The following is a 23,409-nucleotide window of genomic DNA, read 5'->3' as shown; positions in this document are numbered from 1 at the left end:
GTTTTTCGCAGCATTACGGAAGAAAATTTATATTTTTAAACTCAAGCATAAAATGTATAAAATCAGGCGAGCAGCTCGTAATGAAATTTGATGAGATTTTATATTTCAAAAAGACTTTCGCATTTTTTTATGAAAGCGAAACACATAAATATACGGAAACGGAAAGAATCGCAGGAAAAACCTGTCTTGCCATATACGTACTCGCTTATATTTATGGCGCGATATTTGATGACTCTATGATAGTCTTTATAATGTTATTTTGCTGCATGGGAGCGATTATCTTTCTTTTTATACCGCAAATGATTTTTCATCTGTTTAAGGGCGGATTATTTTCATGTAGGTTTGTCGATGCTTTAATTATAGACGCGCTTTACAATAAATTTTTTATATTTATACCCACTAATAAAGAATATAACGAGCTTAAAAAATATATGAAACTAAAATTTAATAAAGACCTAGACGGACCAAATTATCTTTTAAGAGTTAAAAATTTTTAACTCATGCATTTTTCGAATTTACGAAGTCTCACTCCACGAGCCGCGCGCGGATGTCGCCGAAGAGCAGCACGTCCTTCAAAACGGCGCGATCGGCGTAACCGCGTTCGTTTAGGCTCAGGTGCAGCTCGCCTCGGCTGCTCGAAAATATCGGCTGGTTTATGAAAACCACGTAGATCGCTGCAGCCTGCTTATCCGCGCCCGCGCCGTGCCCTTTAAAATTTACGTCCTTTGTGCCGGTTTTCGTATCTGCTCCGCTAGAGCTTGCGCTTGCCGCTGCGCCGGAGTTTGCATCCGTCTCGCTAGGCGGCGCGACGCCAAGCTCGCTTGCGATATTTGCAGCGGCGCTTCCGCGCGGCCTTTCGATGTCGATCCTTCCGTCAGCGCCTTTTGCGCCCGCGGCTCGGACGAAAAATTTATCGCCCGAGTGTGGGATTTTAGAGAAATTGAAAAACAAACTCAGCAGGTCGTTCGTCGCAAAATAGGGCAGAATTTCATCGCTTACGAGCTGTAGCTCGCCGCCCGCGCCCTTGAACTTTTGAAATTTTATCGTTTTGCGCGCGTAGTCGAAGGCGTAGGTTTTGCGCTCGTTTTTCGTCGTTTTGCCCTTTTTGCGCGAGACCTCATGGACGTAGAGATCGGGCATCAAAAGCCCCGCCACGATGCGCCCCTTCGAGCGGAAGCTCTCGCGCCTTTGCCCGCTTAGGCTGCCCGCGACGCCCTGTGCAACGGCATCCATGACGATCTCGTAGCGATCGCTCTGCCGCACGAGCCGCGTGTTTGCGCTGCCGACCGCGCCGAAGATGCCGAACGAAATCTCATATTTCGCGCTGATCGTCTCGCCAAAAAGCGCGCTCGCGCACAAAATCAAAGTAGCAAAAAATTTCATCCCTACCGTCCTTCCGCTTTGAAGCGCCCTATTATACGGCACCCGTTAAATTTACGCTCTTCGCGCCGCCTATTTCATTTTCTCCATAGCGCGATTATTAAAATATCAGCCGCCACCGCTCGCCGTCGTGAAAGGCTGCGCCGTGTGCGCCTAAAAACACCGACTGTCGCCGCTTTTATATTTATGGGCGCATATACGGCTCGGCGCGCGCTTGCCAGAAATCGGAGCGATTTTATATTTCGTGCAGGCTGCTTCATCGCAAAGCGTGCCTGTGAATAAATCAAAATTTCATATTGCGGCTATGTTTGTACTTTGCGTTAGCCGCTACGCCGCGCCCGTAAAATTTACGCTCTTTGCGCCATCCCATCGCATTGTGCTCGTAAAGCTCGCGCATAAAATTTGCACCGTTCATGCGCTTACTAGCTTGCACTTTCGTGAGGCGCCGTTTCGCGCCGCAAATACAGCCGCGTCGGTTGCTAGTAAATCCGCTCAAATTTAAACGGATCCGCTTTTAACGACTTGCGCGGGTCAAATTTGTAAATTTAATCCTTCCAAAGCCACCATTTCAGCTTGGCTTTGTCTGGGCGTGGAGTGTTTGCGTAGTAACAAACCATGCGGTAAACGTAGAGGATGCACCTGTCGCTGCCGCGTCCGAGCGCCTTTGTGCGCTCATACATATCATCCGGATCCGCGCCCTTTAGCGAATCGATACCCTCGTAACCAAGTGCGAGCAGATCGGCCTCTGTCGCCTCGCCTACATACGGGATTTTCTTAAAATCGCTCGCGCCTTTACTCAAATTTTACTCCAATCATTATTTAAATTTCGCTTGGCTCGCCATTTGGATGAAATTTTAAAACCCCTTGAGAGTGCGGAATTCTAAAGTCTCACTCGTGTGAGGCAAATTTTAAAATTTTATCCACGCGGTGCGAAAATTTTTAAAATTTTACCTCGCCGCCGGGCCGCCACCCTTATGTGCGCCGCTTTTTAGTGTTAAGATATCCGCCGCCGCGCTGGTCATCGGAAATTTTATCCGCCAGCTAGCAGGGAGCTTGGGCGCGGCAAAGTTTGAACGCTTTTATCCTCAACGGGGTAAATTTACACGCCTAGCGAGCCCGTAGAGCCACGAACGAAGACCGCCGTTTCAAACCCCAACGGATTTCGCAAAAAGATGACGACAGCGCTTCGACATCCTCCGAGCCGCCTTTGTGCGCGTTCTGATTAAAATTTCTTTCGCGCGGAAACGGCGCTTAAAACGAGCTTGCATCAAATTTTACGCAAGTTTTGGCGCTAAATTTGATCCAAAATTTGTTCGCAAATTTCGCGTGGGTTTTGCGCCTGATAAATCGGCCGACCTACCACGATAAAATTAGCCCCCGCCTCGCGCGCGACACCCAAATTTGCCACTCGCTTTTGATCTGCCGCGCTCTCGCCAAACGGCCTTACGCCCGGGCAAAGCGTGATAAAATTTGAGCTCGTGGCGTCCTTGATTAGGCGACTCTCGAACGCCGAGCAGACCATACCGTCAAGCCCCGCTTCATAGCTCATCACGCTAAATTTACGTACGGCATCGCTTAAATTTTGCTCGTAAACCGCGCTAAACTCGGCCTCATCAAAGCTCGTTAGCGCCGAAACCGCAAGCACCAACGGGCGCGAAGCTAGCTTGTCCAGTCGCTCCATCACCGTCGCCATCGCGCGTTTGCCGCTGCTTGCGTGCACGTTTATCATATCTACGCCAAGCTTTGCGATCTCCTCGGCGGCGTCTGCCATCGTATTTGGGATATCATAAAGCTTTAGATCGAGGAAAATTTTAAAATTTCCGAGCTTTTTTAGCTCCTCCACAAATCCTGCTCCGTCGCGCAAATAAGCTCGCAAGCCAATTTTGAGCCAAATTTTATCAGCCAAGCTCGCAAGCTCACCTGCTAGCTGCAAACACTCCTGCTTTGAGCCCAGATCAAGCGCGACGCAGAGCTTCACCGCTTATCCTTGCCGCGTACCACGTCTCTGCCGCCCGCAGGTCTTTTCGAGACGGCGACTCTGCTGCCAGCAGATTTTTTCGGCGCGGTAGAGATTTTGCGCCCCGCGCTACTTTTTGGCGCAGTATTTTTACCAGCAGCGCTCTTTTTCGATGCCGCGTTTTTGCCGACTCTGAAATTTCTATCCGCACCCTCTCTTTTCGGCGCGGCGTCTTTGCCTCGTTCGCCTGCCTTAAATTTTTTACTTCGTTCGCCCGTTTTGAAATTTTTGCCCGTTTTCTCCGTCTTAAATTTATCTCCAGTCTTGAAATTTCTCTCCGTTTTAAATTTTTTGCTCGCGGCGGCTTCGGATTTTTTTGCGGACGCGCTGCGAGTTTTCAAATTAGCGGGCTTTTTAGACGGTCTGCTTCTGCTCGCCGTAGAATTTTTCGGCGTGCCGCTCCTCTTTGTCTTAGTAAAATTTTTCGTCTCGCCGTCCGCGCCTGCGGGGATGAAATTTTTTGCCGTATCGTCGCTGTCCGAAACAGCGGAGTTTTTCGCCGCAGCAGGCTTAAAATTTTTGACTGCCTCCGTGGTTGTCTCGAGATTTACGCTTGCCGTCGCAGTCGGCTTGGAAATTTTATCCACCGCGATGTTTACGGGGCTATCTTTTAGCGCGTCCAGCACGCCGTTTATAAATCTTGGCGAGATGCCAAGCTCTTTGGCGGAGTTGATCGCTTCGTTGATGACGATGCCCGCGTCCGTGTCCGTAAAGCGCAATTCATACGCCCCGAGCCGCAGTATCGCGCGCTCCAGAGCCGAAATTTCGGCGAGCTTGAATTCCTTTAAATTTTCATCTATCAGCGCATCGACCGCGGCAAGATTTTCGCTAGCGCCGCGCAGAAGCGCCAGCGTCCAGTTGCGCTGCTCGTTGCGAATGCGCTTTTCCTCCAGATATTCGTCTGCAAAGTCCTCGTCCCCGCCGTTCATATCTTTAGAGTAAAGCAGCGAGATCGCAGCGAGTCTGGCTTGGTGTCTGGTGGCCATTTTACGCCTTTATGTTACGAAAAAGGCTTAGAAGCTCGATCGCGCTGCTCATCGCTTCAAAGCCCTTGTTGCCTGCCTTTGAGCCCGCACGCTCGATCGCTTGCTCGATGCTATCGGTAGTCAGCACGCCGAAAGCCACGGGCGCGCCGTATTTTAGCATGGTATTCGCGATACCCTTACTTACTTCGGCGCTTACGTAGTCAAAATGCGGAGTAGAGCCGCGGATAACCGCGCCTAGACAGACGACGGCGTCGTAAAGCTTGGAAGCTAGCGCCTTTTCAAGCGCGAGCGGGATCTCAAAAGCGCCAGGCACTAGCATCAGGCTTAAATTTTCCTCCTTGCCACCGTGGCGCAAAAACGCGTCGTGCGCCCCTTCGACTAGGCGATCGGTGATGATGTGGTTGAAGCGGGCGTTGATGATTAAAATTTTTTCGCTGCCCTTAAGAGCAAGCGAGCCTTCGATGATTTTCATGATTTTCCTTTGCGTTAAATTTAGCGCTAAGCTTAGCTAAATTCGCCAAAATTCTAAATTAATTTCAGCATCACGGCGCTTGAAATTATGAGAAATAAGAGGGGCGCTTTGTGCGTAGAAATTTTCTCGCGGTGGATGAATACGCCTAGGACCACGGCGCCGATCGTGCCGATACCCGTGTATAGGAGGTATGCGAGTACCGCGCCGACGTATTTTAAAGCAAGCATAAATATAAAAAAGCTCGCAATTACGCAGGTGGCGGTCAGTAGCCAATCGTGCGTACTAGCAGCGTGCTTAAACCCGTACGCCCAGCCGCACTCAAAAAGCGATACGATGATGGCAGAAGCAAAGCCTTTGGTCTTCACAAACCGCCTAAATTTTAAATTTAAGGCGCGATTATATTGGGAGCGAGCTTAGATTGAAATTCATCTTAAAATTAATCCTAAATAATAAATTTTATTAATTATTTAGAAATTTTAGGATATAATTTCCTCAAATTATTTCAAGGAGAGAAAGATGTTTAAACTTAGAGAGTTGCCGTTCGATGCGGCGCACAACGCGGTCGTAAGTAAAGAAACCTGTGATTATCATCACGGCAAGCACCACGCGACCTACGTGGCAAATTTAAATAAACTTACCGAATCGGGCGAGTTTGCGGGCAAGGGGCTTTACGAGATCGTAACGGCTGCTAGCGGCGGGCTTTTTAACAACGCCGCGCAGGTTTACAACCACGATTTTTACTGGGATTGCATCGCAAAACCTAGCGAGCAGTCTGGGGAGCTAAAATCGGCGCTGGCAGAAAATTTCGCGGATTTTAAAAGCGAGTTTTTAGCTGCTGCTACGGCTCATTTCGGCTCGGGCTGGGTGTGGCTCGCTTACGATCCAAAATCAGGCAAGCTTTGCATCAAAGCGACCCAAAATGCCGCTACGCCGGTAACAGAAGGGCTCGTGCCGCTTCTAGTCGTGGACGTTTGGGAGCACGCGTATTACATTGATGAGCACAATGCGCGCCCGAAATATTTGGAAAAATTCTACGCGGGCATCAACTGGGAGTTCGTCTCAAGCGCCTATGAATGGGCGAAAAAAGAGGGTCTCGGCTCGGTAAAATTCTATATTGACGAGCTTCACGGCAGAGATTAAATTTTAAAATTTAAGCGGACGCGCCGATATAAAAATCTGGGCCCGTCGCGCTTCGCTTGCGTAAATTTTAAATTGCGCGGGCACGTCACAAACGGAAGCGGTGCTACCCACAGAGCTAAAATCCGTTTTAAACGCATAAACCGAGTAGAGCGGATAAGGCTCGTGCAGTACACAAAGCTGAAATCTCTTAAGCGCTCGTAGGTTTGCTACGGACGATAATCGCTGCCCGCAAATCGCTTAGACGCACCGTGGATTTGCTATAGACGCAGGTCCGCTGCAGAGGTAGTCGCTGCGGCGCTTGGTGCATGCCACCGATCGCTTAAAATTTTAATTCAAAGCTAGCGGCTAAATTTTAAGAGCTTTTCTTGAGATTTAGTCGCAGCAATACCGCTTTGAAACCTATCTTTTAAATTTAAAATTTCATCAAAACTCGGGCGCCAAGCCCAATCAAAATTTAGCCCAAAATCATCCACAGCCCGATCGCGCACATCAGCACCGAGCAGAAAATTTCGAGGTATTTCAGATGAGTTTTTAGCAGATTTTTTAGCACCGCTCCGCCCAGCGCGTAGATGCTAAGGCAGATGCTTTCGCTCACGCACAAGATCGCCACGAGAGCGAAGGTGCGCGCACCGAAAAGATTATCCGCGTCCAAAAACGGCGGAAAGAGCGCAGTAAAAAATATCCACGCCTTGGGGTTTGAGACCGCGACTACGAGGCCTTGGAAGAAGATATTTTCGCTGCGCTTCTGTTTTTGCAGCTTGAAATTTCCGCGCGCTAAAAAGGTCGCGACGCCCAGATAAAAAATATACGCGCCGCCTAAAATTTTAATCGCGCTAAGCGCCGCAGGGTGCGCAAGCAGAATACCCGCGACGCCGAATATGCACGCAAGCGCCACGGCCGCGACGCCTAGCACCTGCGCGAGCAACGCAGGCAGCGCCCTAAGATAGCCGCGCGAGATGCCGAGATTTAGCGCGTAGGTCATGTTGATGCCCGGCATCAGCGATATCGGAAAGATCGTAAAGAAAAACAGAAGCATTGAAAACCCCTAAATTGCGGCTAAATTTTAAATTTTATCTCTCGCGATACGGCGCCGCTGCGATAGATTTTAAAATTCTAAAATTTAACGCGCTGCGCTGAGGCGAATAAAATTTTAAAATTCCGCCGCGCCGCACCCAAACTTTTCTTAGGGCGGGAAGGGGCCTCGGTTGCGAAGTCGCACTTCTCGCAGAGACGGCACTGCTTCCGCAGCACCGTATCGCCCTGTTCGCCTCAAACCCCGCCTAACCCTCGACGACGCCTTACAAAGGGCAGGACGCGGTTGCGCTAAATTTATATATTATAGCTGCAGTGCATTACACCGCGTAAAAACTCACGCCGCAGCATACGTAGCGGAGCAGATGAAATTTTAAAATTCTATCGCACCGCCGTGGACAAATTTAAATTTTAAAACTCTTACGGCTTTAAATTTAGCCGAAAATCCCGTACCCGAAGATCACCGCGATGATGAGCGGCAGGATAAATTTGACGTACAAAAACCAAACTCCCGCGAGCCTTGCGCCGAGATCGCCTTCGTTGGTTACCTCGTAGATCGCGTCCTTTTTCAGCACCCAGCCCACGTAGATGCAGCACAGAAGCGCCGTTAGTACGAAAAATACGTTCGCGCTTACGAAGTCGAAGGCGTCGAAAACCGAGCGCCCCAGAATTTTAACGTCCGCAAGCACGCTGCTTGAGAGTATGCAGGGCAGGTTGCCGAGCACAAAGACGCCGCCGAGCGTTAAATTTACCGCCTTTAGCGTCGAAAATGAGAAGCGCTCCTCGACGAAATTTATGATGACCTGATAGATCGTGATCGACGTCGTAAGCGCGGCGATGAGCAAAATCGAGAGAAAGACCACCGCGACGGCGTTGCCGAACGGCATATGCGAAAACGCGATCGGAAGGCTTTTAAAAACCAGCGACGAGCCGCTGCTCGGCTCAAGCCCTGCGCTAAAGAGTGACGGGAAGATCATAAAGCCCGCAAGCACGGCGATAAGGGTGTTTACGACTGCGGTGATGGTGGCTGTTTGCATCAGCTTCTCGTCTTTGTTGAGGAAGCTAGACAGCGTGATCATCACGCCGAATCCGAGCGAGAGCGCGAAAAAGACCTGACCCAAAACGTCGATCAAAAGCTTGGGCGTGATCTTGGCAAAATCGACGCCGAGATAAAATTTCACGCCCTCCTTTGCGCCTTCAAGCGTTAAATTTGTAAGGATTACCGCGATGAAGCACAAAAATAGCGCGGGCATTAGAAATTTTACGAATTTTTCGATCCCCTCGATGATGCCGTTTTTCAAAATGTACCAGTTGATCGCTATGAAAACGAGCGTGTAAGCTCCGACGCCGAGCGGGCTATTTTCGATGTGATCTGCGTAGAATTTCTGCGTAAATGCGGGATCTGTGATCCGCGCGGAGAGGTCGAAGTTGCCGCTTACGATGTTTACGATGTAGGTTAGCACCCAGCCGCCAAGGACCATATAGTAGGCTAAAATTCCAAACGCGCCGATTACGCCCATGATGCCTACGATCTTCCATGCGGGCTTTATGCGCGAACCGTCCTTTTTAGGCGCTGTGAAGGCATCGACGCAGTTTCTTAGCGCGCGACGTCCGATGACGTTTTCTACTAAGATCATCGGGATTCCAAGCACGATCATCGCGATGCAAAACACGAGCACGTAGGCGCCGCCGCCGTTTTCGCCGACTAAATACGGAAACCGCCACGTACAACCAAAGCCGATCGTGGCGCCCGCGACGGTTAAAATATATGTGAGCTTGCTGCTCCAGGTCTGTCTCGGCACGCTCCCTCCTTAAAATTGCTCTTTTTTGAGCTTGTCGAGGAAGTCCTCGATATTGTATTTGGCGCGGTAGGCCTCGCTGATGAGATGGACTATGATGTCGCCGAGATCGACGACGCTCCACTCATCACCGCTTTCGATAGCCAAAAACTCCTCGCCGAGCGGCTTAAGCACGCTTTTTAGCTCCTCGATAAGCGAGGCTGCGTGGCGGGAGGTTAGCGTAGTTGCGATGACTACGAGTTTTGCGATGTATTCGCGCTCACTCATATCGATAATCTGGACATCTTCGGCTTTCTTTTTGTTTAAAATTTCGGCGATCCGCTCCGCCCTTTGCTTTGGATCTTGCATATCTTTCCTTTTATAAAATTTTATGACCTCTGCTGCGATCTTGGGCGGGATTTCGCCTTTGAAATCTCGCCTAAAACCGCTTGAGCTCGTATCTACGACAATCTCGATGCGCCTTAGAGCCGCCCACTGCCGCGGGATCTCGTAGCCGGGCCTCGTAAGCACTACAAACTCCGCTAATCTTTGCAGCTCGCTAAAATCGCGCCATTTGTGAAGCTCGGCTAGGTTGTCAGCACCCACGACGATATAGAGCTTTGGTGCTGTGTCTATATGGTTCGCGCTGTTTGCTTTGCTTACTTCATCTGCACTGCTCACATCGCTCGCGTAATGCACATCATTTGCGACATTCATGCAATTTGTGTCGCTCATGTCGGTCATGCAATTTGTATTGCCGCTTGGAATTTTGTCTGCGTTTAAAATTTTGCTCGCATCGTTTGCATTACCCGCCTTATTTCTGCCGTCGGCCGAAATCTCACCCGCCTTGCTTTGCGAAATTCCGTCCATTTCGCTTTTGCTACCAACCGAAATTTGATCCGCCATTCCGCCTTGTAGAGCTTCGTTTTTTGCGTTAGCGGGGATGCTCGTCCCGCCCGTAATATCGGCGGAGCAGACGTCGCTGCTTAGAATTTTACTTATATCGCACGACAAAGCCCCGTCCGTCCTCTCGGGTAAAATTTCGTCTGCACTGCCAGGAGTATAAGCACCGGCAGAAATTTTATTCGCAATATTTGCGCCGTTAGTTAGAGCCCTATCCGTTACGGCTGTCGGGGTTTCGCTCGCCGAGGCTGTCGTCTCGGACGTGATTTTGCCGTTCGCGCGATATTTTTCGAGCAGAAATTTCACGCTTTGTATCGTGGGTACCGAGCGGTTTTGCGAAATTTCATAATCGCTCACCTCTATGCGCGGGGCGTCGCTCCACAGCGCGCGGCACCATCTAAGCCGCAGTTGCGGAGGCGCCGAAAAGCTCTTTTTAAACGGGTTTAGAAATGACGGCATTATGACCAGCAAATCGGGCTTCAAGCTTGATAAGATCGCCTTTACCGCGGCATCGTGTCCTGCGTGCGGCGGATCGAAACTGCCGCCGAAAAGCGCGATCTTCACGCGCCCGCTCCGCGCCGTTTCATGCCGCAAAATTTCTCGCCCTTCGCCGCAAATTCCGCGGTATAAAATTTTGCGCGGCGCAATCTTACTTTATGAAATTTTACGCCGCAAAATTCCGTTTTGTCAAATTTTGTTGCAAAAAATCCCGCATTTTGCAGCGCAAAAAATTTAACGCCGCGTTTCTTAAATTTTTCCGCGTAAAATCCAGCGGCTGCAAAGTGGGCGTTAGAATTTGGGTTTTTATAAGGCTTTCGCACGGGCCGCCTACATATATTTTTCTAAAACGCACGGGATTTCGATGCTGCCGTCCTTGCGCTGGTAGTTTTCCATCACCGCGATCAGCGTGCGGCCGACCGCGAGCGAGGAGCCGTTTAGCGTGTGAACGAGGCTGTTTTTCTTGCCGTCTTTGAAGCGGATCTTGGCTCTACGCGCCTGAAAATCGCGACAGTTGCTGATCGAGCTGATCTCTCTGTATTGGTTCTGCCCCGGCAGCCAAACCTCCAAATCCACGGTTTTTGCGGCGCTAAAGCCAAGATCGCCGCTGCAAAGTAGCATGTGTCTGTGCGGAAGGCCTAGGCTAGCTAACAGATCGCTCGCGCACGAAATCATCTCCTCAAGCATCTTTGCGCTATCTTCAGGGCGCGTGATGGCGACGAGTTCGACCTTTTCAAACTGGTGCTGGCGGATCATGCCGCGCGTATCGCGCCCCGCCGAGCCCGCTTCCTTGCGAAAGCAGTGGCTGTAGCTGGTGAGCTTGATCGGCAGCTCCTCGCTACGTAAAATTTCATCGTTAAAGAGATTTGTCGCCGTAACCTCGCTCGTAGGGATTAGGTAGAGGTTTTGCTCCTCGTCGTCAACGCGGTAGAGATCGTCTTTAAATTTAGGCAGCTGGCCCGTGCCGTAGAGGATCTGATCGCGCACCAAAAACGGCATATTTACGAGCTCGAAGCCGCGCGAGTTATTAAATTCGATCATATAGTTGATGAGAGCCATATTCAGTTTTGCGCCCAGCCCGCGGATCGCGGTGAAGCGGCTGCCGCTGAGCTTGACGCCGCGCTCGAAATCAAGCCATCCCAGCGCCTCGCCGAGCTCGAAGTGCTGCTTGGGCGCGAAGTCAAACGTGCGCGGCTGCAGCACCTTTTTGATACAGACGTTTTCGCTCTCGTCCGTGCCGATCGGCACGTCGTCGTCGATGATATTCGGCACGCACGCGGCGATCGCCTCTAGGCTCTGCTCGCGCTCATTTACGAGCTCGCCAAGGCTTTGGATCTTTTGCTTATTTTCCTCAAGCTGTGATTTTAGCGCGCCTACGCCCCAGCCTTCGCGCGCGGCGAGACCTAACTCCTTGCTCTTTGCGTTTTGCACGGCCTGAAGGTTTTCAAGATCGCTCTTTTTAGATTTTAGCTCGTTGTAGGCATCTAGTAGCGATTGCAGGGTTTGCGGCGGGACTTTTTTGGCGATAAGTTTTTTATTAAATTCGTCGAAATTCGTCTCGATAAGTTTTAAATTTATCATTTTCTGCCTCTTTTTGGTAATTTAAATTGCGACATTTTAACTAAAGTTTGCTTTAAATACTCAAAATAAACCCACATTTAAGCAATACGGATGAAAAAAAGTGATACAATTCCGTAATATTTTATTATGAAAGGTATTACATGAAGGCAAAATTTGCTTTTTTAGGAATTTTCGCGGCGAGCCTTGTGTTCGCACATTTCGGCGTTCTTACGACGGATAAAAATGTCGTAGAGGATCAAAAAGATGCTACTTTAAAGCTAAATTTGGAATTCTCCCATCCGTTTTTACAGGAGTCTATGAATCTACAAAAGCCCGCAGAATTTGGTGTTTTTATTGATGGTGAGAAAAAATCGCTCCTAGGCAGCCTAAAAGAGCAGAAAAAGGGCGAAAATTCCTATTTCACGGCGGAATTTAAAGCTGACAAGCCATCGCTTTTGGCGTTTTATTTTGATCCGAAACCCTATGCCGAGCCGGCCGAGCGTAAGATGATCCGCCATATTACCAAAACCTACGTCGATGCTTACGGCGCGGGCGAAGGCTGGGATAAGCCGCTCGGGCTAGAGGCGGAGATCGTGCCGCTAGTGCGGCCTTATGCGCTGTATGCGGGCGAGATATTTAGCGGAGTTTTTTTACTGCACGGAAAGCCCGTCTCGGGCGCGGACGTGGAGATCGAGCTATATAACGATAAGGGCTACAAAGCCCCTAGTGAGGCGCATGTCACACAGGTCGTTAAAACCAACGGCGCGGGCGAGTTTAGCTTCGTGATGCCGGTTGCCGGCTGGTGGGGCTTTGCGGCTCTTAGCGAGGAGGAGGCCGCCAAAGGAAGCGAGCAGCCCGTAAATGAGCTGGGCGCCGTGCTTTGGATCAAGGCAGGCGAGCTGAAAAAATAGGGGAGCGGCTCGGTGAGATCTCTTTTTTCTGGTGAAATTTGCGCGGCTGCGGATAAATTTAAATTTGCGTTTGAGCGGAGCTTTGAAATTTTATTTTCGCACGTTTTGATTTTGAGCGTAGAATTTCCAGCGAATTCTGCGGCTAAAATTCTAAATGACAAAATTTCGCTGTTTCGCACCTCCACGCAGTCTGCGTCTCGGGGTTTGGTTAAAACTTTACGGAGCAAAATTTCGCTGAGTAGAATTTTAAGTAACGAAGCTCTGCTGCGTGGAATTTTGCTCGGTAGAAATCCGCTCTTAGGAGCTTCGAGCCGTAAAATTTCATATCCGTGGATTTATGAGCGTAAAATACCCGCGCGCAAAATTTCGTTTTTTGAAATTTTGAAGGCTCTGTTTTACCGCGCGAACACCGCGCCGAGATCGCTCGGAGCTTTAAATTTTACGTTGCAAAATCCGCTCGCCGTTTCTGCAAATGTAGCAAGCGAAAATTCTTGCGCCATGCGAGCTGTAAAATTTATCAAATTTACCGGTTCCGCAAACGGTTTTGAGACCGCTCCGAGTCTTGCGCTGACAGCCGCCGCGGATAGGACGCAAGTCTTGAGTTTTACAGCCGTAAATTTTGCCGCGACTAAAGTCGTAAAAGCAAGATCTGTAGCAATCAAGGCAATTATCGCAAAGGTCGCAAATGCCTTAAGTTTAGCTACTTCGTGCGTTTTTGCGCGTCTAAAAAACAGGGGCGATTTAAAGGAGGCGAGCCGTGCACATTAGCGAAGGAGTTTTGAGCGCGCCCGTGCTGCTCGCAGGCTGGGCGGTTACAGCGCCTGCGGTGGCGGCGATTTTATGGCGCGTAAGGCAGTCTGAAATCCCTAGGATCGCATGTTTTAGCGCGCTGTTTTTCGTTGCATCTTTTGTGCACCTGCCCGTGGGCGTCAGCTCCATGCATTTGATGCTAAGCGGGCTCGTGGGCGCGTTTTTGGGCTCGCGCGCGATCTTGGCGATTTTCGTCGCGCTATTTTTGCAAGGGGTATTTTTCGGCTTTGGAGGGCTTAGCGTGCTCGGCGTAAATACCGCAGTCATCGGTTTTCCAGCGGTTTTAGGCGGACTCTTTGCCGCCGCCGCAAAAGCGCAAGAGCTAAAAGCGCGCACGCAAAAAATTTATCTATTTTTGGCGGGTTTCGTGCCGATCGTCTGCTCGATGCTGCTTCTTGATCTCGTGCTTTTCATCAGCGGACGGGAGTTTTTTGCTATCGCGACGCTTATCTCGCTCGAAGGTGCGATCCTGGCTGTTTTGGAAGGGATCATCACTCTTTTTGCGCTTAGCTTTATTGCGAAATTTTACGGCGGACAGAGGCGATGAGAGCGCTATTTTTCTTAGCGGTTTTGAGCTCCTTCGCATTTTCGCATGCGCTTCATCTTTTTGCGACGCAAGAGGGTGATAGAGTGGCAATTTATAGCTATTTTTATAAAAATTCTCCCTGCATGGAGTGCGAAGTTTTAATCAGTGCGGACGGGCGCGAAATTGTGCGCACTAGGACTGATAAAGAGGGACTTGCGAGTATAAAGATCCCGGCTAAAAATTTTACTATTCAAATTTACGGAGGTGCAGGGCACGGCGCGCAGATGGAATTTAGCGCCGAAGACTTTACGCCGCAGGATTCCGGTGATCCTGAAAATTCCACGCCGCAAAATTCTGACGTTTCTGAAAATCCTATGCCACAAAATTCGAACGCCGCTAAAAATTTCGCGTCCAAAGACAGCGCGCCCGAAAATATCGCGCCGAAAGGCAGTGTATCTAAAGATAAAATTTCAAATGCTTCCAAGCCTTTGGAAAATTCCGCCTCGCAAAGCATTTTGCCGAAAGAAAGCCCTAAGAGTGATATTAGGAACCTGGCGTTTCAAAGCCAGTCCGCCGAGGCGCCTAAAATCGCGCTTTGTTTGGCCTTGATTTTCGGCTTTTTTGGCTTAATGTGGCTAGCGAAAAGAGCGCGCAAATGAGCCCCGCCGTATCACTGCTCGCGTTTTTCATCTTCAGCTTCGGCGTCGGACTTAGCGGACAGCTTTACGCAGCGTTTTTTGCCCCGCCGCTACTTCTTTTTGCGCTTAAAATTTCGATTGCGCGTGCGGTCTGCACAAGGCTTGCGGTATTAAATATCTTTGCTATTTTAAGCGCGTTAAGCCCCGCCATAGTCGGCAACTACGAGCTTGCGGGCGTGATATTTTTGCGCGCGAATTTGATAATGGCGTTTGCAATTTTGCTATTTTACGGCAAGGATGAATATTTTTTCGCGCGCGGATTTTATGGGCTGGGACTCGGCGAAAAGCTAAGCTCTTTGGTGTATTGCTGCGGGCGATTCGTAAATTTTTTACGCTCGGATCTAGCGAGGCTGCAAGCACTTTTGCGCATGCGCGGATTTGTAGGGACGAGCGGAATTTTCACTTATAAAATTTATGCGAATTTAGTCGGGATTTTAGCGATTTCGGCACTTGAGCAGGCAAGGAATTTAAGCATGGTAATGAGCGCGCGAGGGTTTTGCGGTAGGCTATTTTACGAATGTCGCGAGGGCTTGAGCGTCTCGGAGGCCTCGTTTTTGGCGTTCGTGTTGGCGTGCGTATCTGTTAAAATCGGAGCTATCTTATGAGCTGTTCGCTTAAGGCGCTGGATTTAAGCGCTAAAAACGGCGAGCGAGAAATTTTTCGCGGCGTAAATTTGAGCGTAGGGCATAAGGAAAAAGTGGCGATCTTGGGCGCAAATGGGCAGGGCAAGACGAGCCTGCTTCAAATTTTAGGCGGCCTAAGGCAATGGGGTGAGGGCGAAATCGAGCTTTTCGGTGAGAAGCTTGAGTGTGCGGAGGATTTTGTAAAATTTCGCCACGAGATCGGGTTTTTGTTTCAAAACAGCGACGATCAATTTTTGTGCGCGAGCGTGTTTGAGGACGTCGCATTTAGCCTGCGTGCGCAAAATGAGCGGTTAAAACGAGCACGAAATGTGGAGCAAAGGCGTGGAATTTTTTATAAATTTTTTGGTCGTAAGGCGGAAATTTTAAGGCAGGGCAGCGAAAACGACCATCTAAAAAAGCTTGAAATTTTAGGTGAAGAGCAGATCGAGCGCAAGGCGCTGGAGACGCTGCGACGCTTGGGAATCGAACATCTGCGCGAGCGGGTGCCCTTTCATCTAAGCGGCGGCGAGAAAAAGCTAGTGGCGCTTGCGGGCGCGCTGGTATGCGAGCCTAGGATACTGCTACTGGACGAGCCTACGACGGCGCTTGATGAGGCGATGCAGGAGCGCGTGGCGGGGATTTTGGCGGAGCTTGACGTAAGTGAGATCATTGTCTCGCACGATAAAAGTTTCATCGATAAAATCGCGGATAAAATCTATTATTTGAAATCAGATGGGCTGTATGAAAGTCCATGATAAAATCATAGATAAATTTATCGTTTAAAATCATGATGCTTGTATAGAAGTCCATAATGGCGACCCTTGCGGGATTTGAACCACGCGTTTTCGCACTGAGAATGCAACGTCCTGAGCCACTAGACGAAAAGGTCAAGAAGCCGCATTATAGCGATAAAAACAAAATTTTAGATAAAGATACAAAATAAAGCGCAGAATAGCGGTTTGATATCCTTACGATTAAATTTAGATATCTGTGATGAGTAAAAAATCACTAAGCCTATGCAGCAAAAATTTTATATATTAAGTAAATTACTTATAAATTTCTATTAAAAAACCATCATAATTTTAAGTCAAAATTTAAGAGAGAGAGAGAGTATCATTTACCTTAAATTTAATTTTAAGGATTTGTTACGTATTCCAGTCTAGACGCCGCTATTGCGAATATAAAGAAATTTTCTCGCTGCAAGAATTTTCATTACCCAAATATTCCTCAAGTCGGTGATATTGCGGATTTCAAACCGGAGCCGAAGTTTAATTTAACCAAAGACGAAAACTATCAAGAAGCCCTAGCTTTCATTAATGATAATTTTACAGGCAAGAGCAAATATTACGATTTTATCCATTTAACAAAACTTTCAAATTTAGGCTCCATTATAAAAATGGGTGGAGTTTTCAGCATAAGCCATTTAGAAAGTGGCGATATAAAACCGAATTTGTTAACTAATAATCTATCTAAAGAACTAGATAATAGGCGGAATTTAGGAGATTACGTGCACCTATCTATTATAAGCAACAATTACATGCTTCGTACTTTTATCGAAAAACATCCAAGCGATGATTTCGCAATAATTTTGATCTCTCCGCTCGTACTATTCTATCATGCTTTTATTATGAGTGATCAAAATGCAACGGCTAATGCGGCACATATCGAAAAATATAGTGTCATCAAAAACTATTTAGATTTCGATAGGCTTTATTCTATACAAGAATTTCCACCGCACAGTGAGGCTCAAAATAGTTTATACAAAATTTCGCAAGCTGAAGTTATGATTTACGAAAAGATTCCACTAAAATTTGTAAGCGAAATAATACCGCTAGTTAGGAATTAAAAGATGCAGGCTATTAGACCGATTTTTTATGCAGTAGATAAGAGTCCTTTTGTAAAAAGTGTAGATATAAAATTTGAATTTTTTAGCGGCTTTGCGTTATCTCAAAAGATAAAATCAATAGATAGTCTTTTAAATAGTGCTAAAAGAGAGCTTAAAAGCGAAAAAATTTTAGAAATTAGTAAGGCTTCACCAAGCCCTTTAGGCAGAGCATTAAGCGCTTTTAATTTAAAGCTTCGTTTAAAAGATGAAGATCAAAATTTAATAGAAGCTAGCGTCGAGCGCTTTTTTCAAGGCTCAAAATTTTTTGAGCGAGGCGGTCCGTTTGAAGAGATTATTTTTAGTGCTAAAGTTCATCCTAAAAAATATCCGCCGTTAAAAAATAGCGGAAATTTTTGTGGATTTGAGCTTTTCAGCGAGCGTTTTAATACCGAGCCAAAAACGTATTTTTATGATTTTTTATATCTAAGCGCTCTAAAAGAAAACCCAAATTTAGCGGATGAAGTTTTAAAATATGATTATTTCAGCGATATAGAATTTAATCCTAAAAAGTCATTTTCCGCTCAATCTCGTGCTGCCGCGCTCTTTGTAGGATTAAGCCGAAACGGAATTTTTAAAGAAATTTTTGCAGATAAGGATACATTTTTTGATTTTTACTGTAAAAATTTTAAAAGAGAAAGTCTATTTTAAAGGAGAAAATATGGAGAAATCAACGGCGATTTTTAGCAGTATAACCGCATTGATATTACTATTCATAGTCCTTACGCTACTTGTACCCAAAAGTAAATCTGAAAATAGCAAAGAATTTATCCCTGAAAAGAAAGTTGCAATAAAAGAGAAAGTTTCTTTTAACGGAGGAGATATCGAAAGATTATTAAAACTAGCCTTTAGTGGCATAACCGCGATATCGTTATTAATGATAGCTATTATATTGTTTGGGGTCTGTGTGCATTACGTAGAATATCCTTACAGCTCCGACAAAAAAGTTAGATTTTATTTAGATACAGATGTTCCGGCAACAATAAGCATTGACAAGATCGATTACATAAGAAAAATAGATGATAATTATATAAGAGGAGGCATAGACGCGGATGTTACTATAAAAAATTAGATAGCCGATAAAGCATTCAGCTGCATTTACGGTGACAAAATTTATAAATTTTATCTAGTGATTTTAGAATTTTGCGTGCTTTTGTAGTTGCAAAATGGCTAATTACAAAATTCTAAAATATTTACGTAAAGGCTCGCCGCGAGCTCTATTTCAGCACCCTGCCTAAAATTTCTGCGCCTTTTGATCATATAAAATGAATGATAGAAGTGATCTAGCGTTTTAATAGTCTTAGCGACTGTCTTTCTGCCCTTTGCGAGATTGATTTGACAATCCGTTTCGTACCTTTTGGAATAAAATAGAAGTACATTATACGTCCCCTGAATTTTTACTTAAATTTAGTCTAAAAATATGAAATTAAAGATAGGGAAATTTTGCGAGATAGAGCCATGCTCACGAATTTTAAGCGCAAAATTCGTGAGCATCAATCATGAGTATAAAATTAATCCGAGGTATCGCGAGCTAAAATCCGAGCGCTTTTTGAATTGCAAGCGTCTGGGCTACGACGCGCTCTAGCTGCTGCAAATTTAGCATATTCGGCCCATCCGAAAGCGCATGGGCTGGATCGGGATGCGTTTCGTAAAAAAAGCCGTCCACGCCCACGGCCGCCGCCGCTCGCGCGAGGTACGGCACGAAGCGCGAGTCGCCGCCGCTCGTAGCGCCGATACTAGGCATCTGCACGCTGTGCGTCGCGTCGAAAATGACCGGCGCAAACTCGCGCATAATCGGCAGCGAGCGCATATCGACGATCAAATTTCCGTAGCCGAAGGTACTGCCGCGCTCGGTGAGCCAAACGCCGTAACGGCGCGCCAGATCGTGCATACCTTCGCTGCTTGGCTGCGAGGCACTTATCGAGCTGTCTTGCGCGTTGCGAGTATGAGAGAAGTTTGGCTGCAAGGCGCCTTGCGCTTCGCTTTTGTTATCGCTTTGTGCAGCACAAGGCGTCGCCGTACCTTTAGCAGCATTTTCGGCACCGCTTTTAGCGCCGCAAGTATAAATAAAATTTTGTGCGCCCGACTGTGCGCCGCAAGAATTTTGCGCACCTAGCACCGAATATCCGCTATCTGTATTACTTTGAGCGCCGCTTTGCACGCAGCGAATTTCGGCATCGTCGGAGCAGGCGCTGTTTTGAGCGGCCTTTGTATCGCTAGATGCCGCGCCGCTTTGCGGGGTATAAGCCCGTGCACTGCGGGTTTGCAGTACCTTTTCGACGCTATGTTTCATCGCCTGCGGTGATAGAAACTGACCTTTTTTGATATTTATTACCGCCTGTGTATTGGCTGCGGCGACGAGCAGGTCGGTTTGGCGGCACAAAAACGCGGGTATTTGTAGCACATCGGCGACGCGCGCGGCGGGCTCTGCCTGGTAGCTTTCGTGGATGTCGGTTAAAATTTTATAGCCGAATTTTTCCTTTACCTCGGCTAAAATTTCGCAGCCGCGCTCAAGCCCCGGGCCGCGGAAGCTTGAGATGCTGGTGCGGTTGGCTTTATCGAAGCTGCTTTTGAAGTAAAATTCCACCCCGCTCATTTCGTTAAATTTGCGCAAACTTTCCGCGACTTTCATTATTAGCTCGCGACTTTCGATCACGCAGGGTCCTGCGATCAGTATCATGAAATATCCTTTTTTAAAATTTGCGCGATTTTAGCGAAATTTTACTAACTCTTAATAGGGCTTGCCGAAAAATTTCTCGTAATGCTCGTAAAAGCGTTTGTAGTAAGGGTTTGAGTAGCGTTTTCGCATGCCGTAGTTGTAGCACTCGATCGTGTCTTTTATATTTTTATTTTTGGCGTTCCAGCATTTGCGCAGGATCTTGGCGCATTTGGTGAGATTATACATCGGGTTGAATATATAATCGATCTCATTTTGGCTGAAATTTACAGCGTTTAGCTGCCCGAGTCCTACGTCGATGCTAAAGCCGTCCTCATACAAGTACTTGGCGATCTGCACGGCGTAAATTTCGTTTGCCGGTATTATCGTAACGACCCATTTGCTGGAATTTAGGCTGTAGTTGCTCGTTTTGATACGGATATTTTGATTGCGCAGGCCGGCGAAATAATCGGCATTTGCTTTGTTCGTCAAAAAGGAGATCGTGTAGGGCTCGAAGTCGCTTTCGATTTTGACGATGGTGTATAAAATTTCGGGCTTTACTCCTTCGTTTTGCGCTACTGCTGTGATGGCGTTTACGATCTCGTTCGGCGAGTAAGCGGGGGCTTGAAGCGCTAAAAACAGGGCGAAAACCAACTTTTTCATCTAAATTTACCGAGCCTTTGATAAAATTTTATGTCGCAAGTATAGCACAATTTGGGTTTTTTAGCCATTGTTTAAGTGAAAATTAATCATATTGTATATATAATCACATTTCTTTTTTGAGCCCAAACGGTCGCTTAGCTCAGCTGGTAGAGCGCCACCCTTACAAGGTGGATGTCGCAGGTTCGATCCCTACAGCGACCACCATTTTGAAATCCTTGGATTTCATACTTCTTTGGCACTTGCGTTGCGAGTGTAATTTTTGGTGCGACGGTAGTTCAGCTGGTTAGAATGCCGCCCTGTCACGGCGGAGGTCGTGGGTTCGAGCCCCATTCGTCGCGCCACTTCTTACGATGTCTTGCTAGCTCAGTAGGTAGAGCATCTCACTTTTAATGAGGGGGTCGTTGGTTCGAATCCAACGCAGGACACCACCACTTATTTTTATATCAATATAAAATCATTTACTAGCTACCGATACTAAGGCGCTTTGAAGCTATTTTCAATTTATATTAATTCATTCTGATTTATAATAATTTACGTAAAAAATGTATAACTTTTTGTATAATAAGGGTATAAAATAGCTAAAATTTTAACCGCGACGCAGGTTAAGAAATTAAAAATTTGAGGGCAGCGGCAAGCTCAAGGCGTATTCTATCGATAGCACGTGCGCGCTGTATCTCGTGTGTTTCGCAAACAGCGAGTACTATATAAATAGTATGCCTCTAAATTTGCGCTTCGTTTACAAACATTACATTTCGCTAGTATATTGCCGCGTAGCCATAAACTATCCGAGTACTTTTTTGATTGTTGATTTTTCGTCACACTCGCGTTACTCGTTTTCAGCTCACTGCACGCATCGGGTAGGGACTTTAGCTACTAGGCTAACCTGCTGCGCTTCGAATAAACAATTTTTATGTCAAATCTGCCGTTTTCTATATAAAACTACCGCTTAATTCGCTATTTTATGCTACATGTGACACGCCTCATATTTATCATAACGCGACATACGATTGTGCCGGCTATTGCATAGCGACTGTCTATCGTATCCAGCCACTCGTCCAAAGCGTTTAGATCATCTTTCCGACGAGTTTTTCTTTAAATTCTTTATAAATTTCAGGCCCCGCGTGTTTGTATTCGCTCGTCAGCTTATTGTGAAATTCCGCCATATCGCCGCCGCTTTCACGGTAGAGCTTGATCGCGTTTCGCCTTACGGCGCCGTCTTTTAGGTCGCTATCGTAGGCGATGCTCGCGTATCGCGTCCGCGCGCCATCCTTGATCTCGCGGTAGACCTCGCAGCCCTTGGCTCTGCCGAGCTTTGCGACGCACGCGGCATAGAGGGCTTGCAGGCTCACGCACTGCGGGATCAGCGCCTTCGCCGCGGCAATGTCCGCTTTGGCGATTTTAGAATTTGCAGCCTTTTGTTCCTGTTGTGCAGCCTTCGGCTCCTGCTTCGCGGTTTTAGATTCTTGTTTTGCGGGTTTTACCCATTGCTTTTGAGGTTTTGACTCCTGCTTTGTAGCTTTCGGCTCCGCTTTTTGGGCTTTTTTCTCCGCCGCGCCGCTTGTTTTGCTTTGTTTTGTGCCCGCTCCTGCGGCATGCGAGGTTAGACTGATCTTTTCAAATTTCGGATTTTTGCGGTAGTTTAGATTGTTAAAGAATTCTATCACGTCGTCGTAAAATTTGTCGTTGCTGACGATGCCGATCTTGCCCTCCTGCCCGCAGAGCTTGCCCATCAAAAACACGATGATCTTATCGGCGAAGTCCTTTCTTTGCTTGCCGATTGTAAAGACCTCGCCTATGCTAACGCCCATCTTCGATAGGCGCGCAAGGGTCAAGGCGCCGATCTTTTTGGCGGTGTTGGAGACGATATTTAGCTCGTCGCCCTCTTTGAGATTTACGACGTCGAAGATATTATCTACGTCGATATTTTCGTCGTCAATGATAAAATGGGTCAAAGTTTTTCCTTTAAATTAAATTTCAATGCCCGCGCTCGCGCAAATTTCATCTCTAAAGCGCGCGAAAGGCCTCATCGCAGGCTGATTTTGCAGATGCTCGCCGATCGGCTTTTGCATCCACGCCATATCGTACCAGCGGCCGAATTTATAGGCGCAGCGCTCGAATTTACCGACGAAGCGAAAGCCCATGCGCTCGTGAAACCGCGCGCTCGCGTCGTTTAGATATTCGTCATCTCCGCAAGCGATGCAAGCGTTCATGTTTGCGATATTTTGAGCCTTGAGCGCGCGCTGTAGCGCTTCGTAGAGTAGCCTGCCGATACCAAAAGCGCGCGTGTTTTGCGATACATAAACCGAGCTCTCCGCCGACCAATCGTATGCCGCGCGCTCTTTGAAAGCCGAAGCGTAAGCGTAGCCGAGGATTTGTCCGAGTTTTAAATTTACGCCGCTTTGTTTTGCCGAGGCTTTTGCTTCGCCGCACTGCTTGCGCAATTTTGCGCCTCGTTTGCGGGCAAAATTTCACTCCCTGCGCCCGCCGCGCTCGCAGAAATTTTAAAATTTTCATTCCGTTCGTCGTTCGCGCATGCCGCCTCATTGCTTACGTAAGCGAGCAGATAGGTGGATCTGTGTAGCGTTTGCTCGATGCGCCCCGCAAATTCCGCAGCGCTGGGCACGTCGTATTCAAAGCTGATCGCCGTTTGCTTTGCGTAAGGCGCGTAAATTTTAAGCAGCGCATCCGCATCTTGCGGCGTTGCGAGCCGCAGTTTTATCAGCACCCGATCTCCTTTAAATTTAGCCGTTTTTGCATAATTTAGGTTTTTTTAAGCTTATCTAAATTTACCGCCGCGTTTCGGTTTTTAATTCGGGTTAAAATTTCATCTCGCACGCAAAACGGCTAAATTTCAGAGGCGTATTTGAGCGCGTA

General features: G+C 47.6%; 27 protein-coding genes, 4 tRNA genes and 2 pseudogenes. 14 read left to right on the top strand and 19 right to left on the bottom strand.

The window, feature by feature from the left end:
• Nucleotides 1–80: 80 nt before the first annotated feature.
• Nucleotides 81–497, top strand: a complete 417-nt coding sequence (locus tag KH703_RS08525) for a hypothetical protein (protein ID WP_304295434.1) — start codon at nucleotides 81–83, stop codon at nucleotides 495–497.
• Between the two features lie 28 nt (nucleotides 498–525).
• Here the strand turns inward: KH703_RS08525 and KH703_RS08520 are convergent, their stop codons facing one another.
• From KH703_RS08520 to KH703_RS08490, 7 genes and pseudogenes are all read right to left on the bottom strand, one after another.
• Nucleotides 526–1,383, bottom strand: a complete 858-nt coding sequence (locus KH703_RS08520; protein ID WP_304295433.1) for a DUF3108 domain-containing protein — start codon at nucleotides 1,381–1,383, stop codon at nucleotides 526–528.
• A gap of 280 nt (nucleotides 1,384–1,663) precedes the next feature.
• Nucleotides 1,664–1,813: a hypothetical protein gene (locus KH703_RS08515; RefSeq protein WP_304295432.1), complete on the bottom strand. Its 150-nt coding sequence runs from the start codon at nucleotides 1,811–1,813 to the stop codon at nucleotides 1,664–1,666.
• A 112-nt stretch (nucleotides 1,814–1,925) separates the two neighbouring features.
• A complete protein-coding gene (locus KH703_RS08510; protein ID WP_304295431.1) occupies nucleotides 1,926–2,180 on the bottom strand; it encodes a helix-hairpin-helix domain-containing protein in 255 nt (84 codons plus the stop codon).
• A gap of 491 nt (nucleotides 2,181–2,671) precedes the next feature.
• Entirely contained in the window at nucleotides 2,672–3,358 is a 687-nt protein-coding gene (gene pyrF, locus KH703_RS08505; protein ID WP_369692729.1) for an orotidine-5'-phosphate decarboxylase, read from the bottom strand.
• A 650-nt stretch (nucleotides 3,359–4,008) separates the two neighbouring features.
• A pseudogene (gene nusB / locus KH703_RS08500) lies at nucleotides 4,009–4,383 on the bottom strand (transcription antitermination factor NusB); the annotation flags it as partial.
• A gap of 1 nt (nucleotide 4,384) precedes the next feature.
• Nucleotides 4,385–4,855, bottom strand: a complete 471-nt coding sequence (gene ribH / locus KH703_RS08495; RefSeq protein WP_304295430.1) for a 6,7-dimethyl-8-ribityllumazine synthase — start codon at nucleotides 4,853–4,855, stop codon at nucleotides 4,385–4,387.
• Between the two features lie 53 nt (nucleotides 4,856–4,908).
• A complete protein-coding gene (locus tag KH703_RS08490) occupies nucleotides 4,909–5,220 on the bottom strand; it encodes a multidrug efflux SMR transporter (RefSeq protein ID WP_304295429.1) in 312 nt (103 codons plus the stop codon).
• A 151-nt stretch (nucleotides 5,221–5,371) separates the two neighbouring features.
• On the opposite strand from KH703_RS08490, the gene sodB reads away from it, so the two are divergent.
• On the top strand, nucleotides 5,372–5,995 hold the full coding sequence (gene sodB / locus KH703_RS08485; RefSeq protein WP_304295428.1) for a superoxide dismutase [Fe]: 624 nt from the start codon (nucleotides 5,372–5,374) through the stop codon (nucleotides 5,993–5,995).
• Nucleotides 5,996–6,449: 454 nt separating this feature from the next.
• Here sodB and KH703_RS08480 read toward each other — a convergent pair whose 3' ends face one another.
• The 5 genes from KH703_RS08480 to serS all read right to left on the bottom strand — a co-directional run bounded on the left by KH703_RS08480 (nucleotide 6,450) and on the right by serS (nucleotide 11,787).
• Nucleotides 6,450–7,031: a LysE family translocator gene (locus KH703_RS08480; RefSeq protein WP_304295427.1), complete on the bottom strand. Its 582-nt coding sequence runs from the start codon at nucleotides 7,029–7,031 to the stop codon at nucleotides 6,450–6,452.
• A 430-nt stretch (nucleotides 7,032–7,461) separates the two neighbouring features.
• Nucleotides 7,462–8,829: a sodium-dependent transporter gene (locus KH703_RS08475; RefSeq protein ID WP_304295426.1), complete on the bottom strand. Its 1,368-nt coding sequence runs from the start codon at nucleotides 8,827–8,829 to the stop codon at nucleotides 7,462–7,464.
• A 9-nt stretch (nucleotides 8,830–8,838) separates the two neighbouring features.
• The gene (gene rsfS, locus KH703_RS08470) at nucleotides 8,839–10,272 is read right to left on the bottom strand and encodes a ribosome silencing factor (protein ID WP_304295425.1); all 1,434 of its coding nucleotides are present in this window, start codon (nucleotides 10,270–10,272) and stop codon (nucleotides 8,839–8,841) included.
• Nucleotides 10,269–10,529 (bottom strand): hypothetical protein, encoded by a 261-nt coding sequence (locus tag KH703_RS08465; RefSeq protein WP_304295424.1) that lies wholly within the window; start codon nucleotides 10,527–10,529, stop codon nucleotides 10,269–10,271. Before KH703_RS08465 ends, rsfS begins: the two co-directional genes overlap by 4 nt.
• 7 nt (nucleotides 10,530–10,536) lie before the next feature.
• Complete coding sequence (gene serS / locus KH703_RS08460; RefSeq protein ID WP_304295423.1) at nucleotides 10,537–11,787, bottom strand: serine--tRNA ligase; 1,251 nt, start codon at nucleotides 11,785–11,787, stop codon at nucleotides 10,537–10,539.
• 140 nt (nucleotides 11,788–11,927) lie between these two features.
• Here serS and KH703_RS08455 point away from each other — a divergent pair, with 140 nt between their 5' ends.
• From KH703_RS08455 to KH703_RS08430, 6 genes are read left to right on the top strand one after another with little or no spacing between them, the layout of a single operon-like run.
• The gene (locus tag KH703_RS08455) at nucleotides 11,928–12,677 is read left to right on the top strand and encodes a DUF4198 domain-containing protein (RefSeq protein WP_304295422.1); all 750 of its coding nucleotides are present in this window, start codon (nucleotides 11,928–11,930) and stop codon (nucleotides 12,675–12,677) included.
• 12 nt (nucleotides 12,678–12,689) lie between these two features.
• A complete protein-coding gene (locus KH703_RS08450; RefSeq protein WP_304295421.1) occupies nucleotides 12,690–13,445 on the top strand; it encodes a hypothetical protein in 756 nt (251 codons plus the stop codon).
• Nucleotides 13,435–14,034 carry a cobalt transporter CbiM gene (gene cbiM / locus KH703_RS08445; RefSeq protein ID WP_304295420.1) on the top strand — a complete coding sequence of 200 codons (600 nt, stop codon included), beginning with the start codon at nucleotides 13,435–13,437 and terminating at the stop codon, nucleotides 14,032–14,034. Before KH703_RS08450 ends, cbiM begins: the two co-directional genes overlap by 11 nt.
• Entirely contained in the window at nucleotides 14,031–14,672 is a 642-nt protein-coding gene (locus KH703_RS08440) for a hypothetical protein (RefSeq protein WP_304295419.1), read from the top strand. The genes cbiM and KH703_RS08440 overlap by 4 nt, the downstream gene beginning before the upstream one ends.
• Complete coding sequence (locus KH703_RS08435) at nucleotides 14,669–15,316, top strand: energy-coupling factor transporter transmembrane component T (RefSeq protein ID WP_304295418.1); 648 nt, start codon at nucleotides 14,669–14,671, stop codon at nucleotides 15,314–15,316. The genes KH703_RS08440 and KH703_RS08435 overlap by 4 nt, the downstream gene beginning before the upstream one ends.
• Complete coding sequence (locus KH703_RS08430) at nucleotides 15,313–16,089, top strand: energy-coupling factor ABC transporter ATP-binding protein (protein ID WP_304295417.1); 777 nt, start codon at nucleotides 15,313–15,315, stop codon at nucleotides 16,087–16,089. The genes KH703_RS08435 and KH703_RS08430 overlap by 4 nt, the downstream gene beginning before the upstream one ends.
• A gap of 57 nt (nucleotides 16,090–16,146) precedes the next feature.
• On the opposite strand, the gene KH703_RS08425 is transcribed toward KH703_RS08430, so the two are convergent.
• Nucleotides 16,147–16,223 (bottom strand) — tRNA-Glu (locus KH703_RS08425).
• A gap of 282 nt (nucleotides 16,224–16,505) precedes the next feature.
• On the opposite strand from KH703_RS08425, the gene KH703_RS08420 reads away from it, so the two are divergent.
• From KH703_RS08420 to KH703_RS08410, 3 genes are read left to right on the top strand one after another with little or no spacing between them, the layout of a single operon-like run.
• The gene (locus KH703_RS08420) at nucleotides 16,506–17,180 is read left to right on the top strand and encodes a DarT ssDNA thymidine ADP-ribosyltransferase family protein (RefSeq protein ID WP_369692730.1); all 675 of its coding nucleotides are present in this window, start codon (nucleotides 16,506–16,508) and stop codon (nucleotides 17,178–17,180) included.
• A 3-nt stretch (nucleotides 17,181–17,183) separates the two neighbouring features.
• Entirely contained in the window at nucleotides 17,184–17,867 is a 684-nt protein-coding gene (locus KH703_RS08415; protein WP_304295416.1) for a hypothetical protein, read from the top strand.
• Nucleotides 17,868–17,877: 10 nt separating this feature from the next.
• Nucleotides 17,878–18,288: a hypothetical protein gene (locus tag KH703_RS08410; RefSeq protein WP_304295415.1), complete on the top strand. Its 411-nt coding sequence runs from the start codon at nucleotides 17,878–17,880 to the stop codon at nucleotides 18,286–18,288.
• A 459-nt stretch (nucleotides 18,289–18,747) separates the two neighbouring features.
• Here the strand turns inward: KH703_RS08410 and KH703_RS08405 are convergent, their stop codons facing one another.
• The 3 genes and pseudogenes from KH703_RS08405 to KH703_RS08395 form a co-directional block, all read right to left on the bottom strand.
• Nucleotides 18,748–19,335 (bottom strand): hypothetical protein, encoded by a 588-nt coding sequence (locus tag KH703_RS08405; protein WP_304295451.1) that lies wholly within the window; start codon nucleotides 19,333–19,335, stop codon nucleotides 18,748–18,750.
• A 138-nt stretch (nucleotides 19,336–19,473) separates the two neighbouring features.
• Nucleotides 19,474–19,896, bottom strand: a pseudogene (locus KH703_RS08400) (3-deoxy-8-phosphooctulonate synthase); the annotation flags it as partial.
• A gap of 51 nt (nucleotides 19,897–19,947) precedes the next feature.
• Nucleotides 19,948–20,535: a transglycosylase SLT domain-containing protein gene (locus KH703_RS08395; protein ID WP_304295414.1), complete on the bottom strand. Its 588-nt coding sequence runs from the start codon at nucleotides 20,533–20,535 to the stop codon at nucleotides 19,948–19,950.
• Nucleotides 20,536–20,663: 128 nt separating this feature from the next.
• Between KH703_RS08395 and KH703_RS08390 the strand changes: the two genes are divergently transcribed.
• The 3 genes from KH703_RS08390 (at nucleotide 20,664) to KH703_RS08380 (ending at nucleotide 20,963) form a co-directional block, all read left to right on the top strand.
• Nucleotides 20,664–20,739: transfer RNA gene (locus KH703_RS08390), tRNA-Val, on the top strand.
• A gap of 60 nt (nucleotides 20,740–20,799) precedes the next feature.
• Nucleotides 20,800–20,876: transfer RNA gene (locus tag KH703_RS08385), tRNA-Asp, on the top strand.
• 11 nt (nucleotides 20,877–20,887) lie between these two features.
• Nucleotides 20,888–20,963: transfer RNA gene (locus KH703_RS08380), tRNA-Lys, on the top strand.
• 636 nt (nucleotides 20,964–21,599) lie between these two features.
• Here KH703_RS08380 and KH703_RS08375 read toward each other — a convergent pair.
• The 3 genes from KH703_RS08375 to KH703_RS08365 are packed head-to-tail and all read right to left on the bottom strand — an operon-like array spanning nucleotide 21,600 to nucleotide 23,260.
• Nucleotides 21,600–22,487, bottom strand: coding sequence for a hypothetical protein (locus tag KH703_RS08375; protein ID WP_304295413.1), 888 nt, complete (start codon nucleotides 22,485–22,487; stop codon nucleotides 21,600–21,602).
• Nucleotides 22,488–22,502: 15 nt separating this feature from the next.
• Nucleotides 22,503–22,976 carry a GNAT family N-acetyltransferase gene (locus KH703_RS08370; RefSeq protein ID WP_304295412.1) on the bottom strand — a complete coding sequence of 158 codons (474 nt, stop codon included), beginning with the start codon at nucleotides 22,974–22,976 and terminating at the stop codon, nucleotides 22,503–22,505.
• Nucleotides 22,925–23,260, bottom strand: a complete 336-nt coding sequence (locus KH703_RS08365) for a GNAT family N-acetyltransferase (protein ID WP_304295411.1) — start codon at nucleotides 23,258–23,260, stop codon at nucleotides 22,925–22,927. The genes KH703_RS08370 and KH703_RS08365 overlap by 52 nt, the downstream gene beginning before the upstream one ends.
• Between the last annotated feature and the right edge of the window lie 149 nt (nucleotides 23,261–23,409).

The sequence above is a fragment of the Campylobacter gracilis genome (genome assembly GCF_018374135.1).
Classification (GTDB): domain Bacteria; phylum Campylobacterota; class Campylobacteria; order Campylobacterales; family Campylobacteraceae; genus Campylobacter_B; species Campylobacter_B gracilis_A.
The sequence above is the reverse complement of the archived record's forward strand: the minus strand, read 5'-3'. Positions and strand labels throughout refer to the sequence as shown.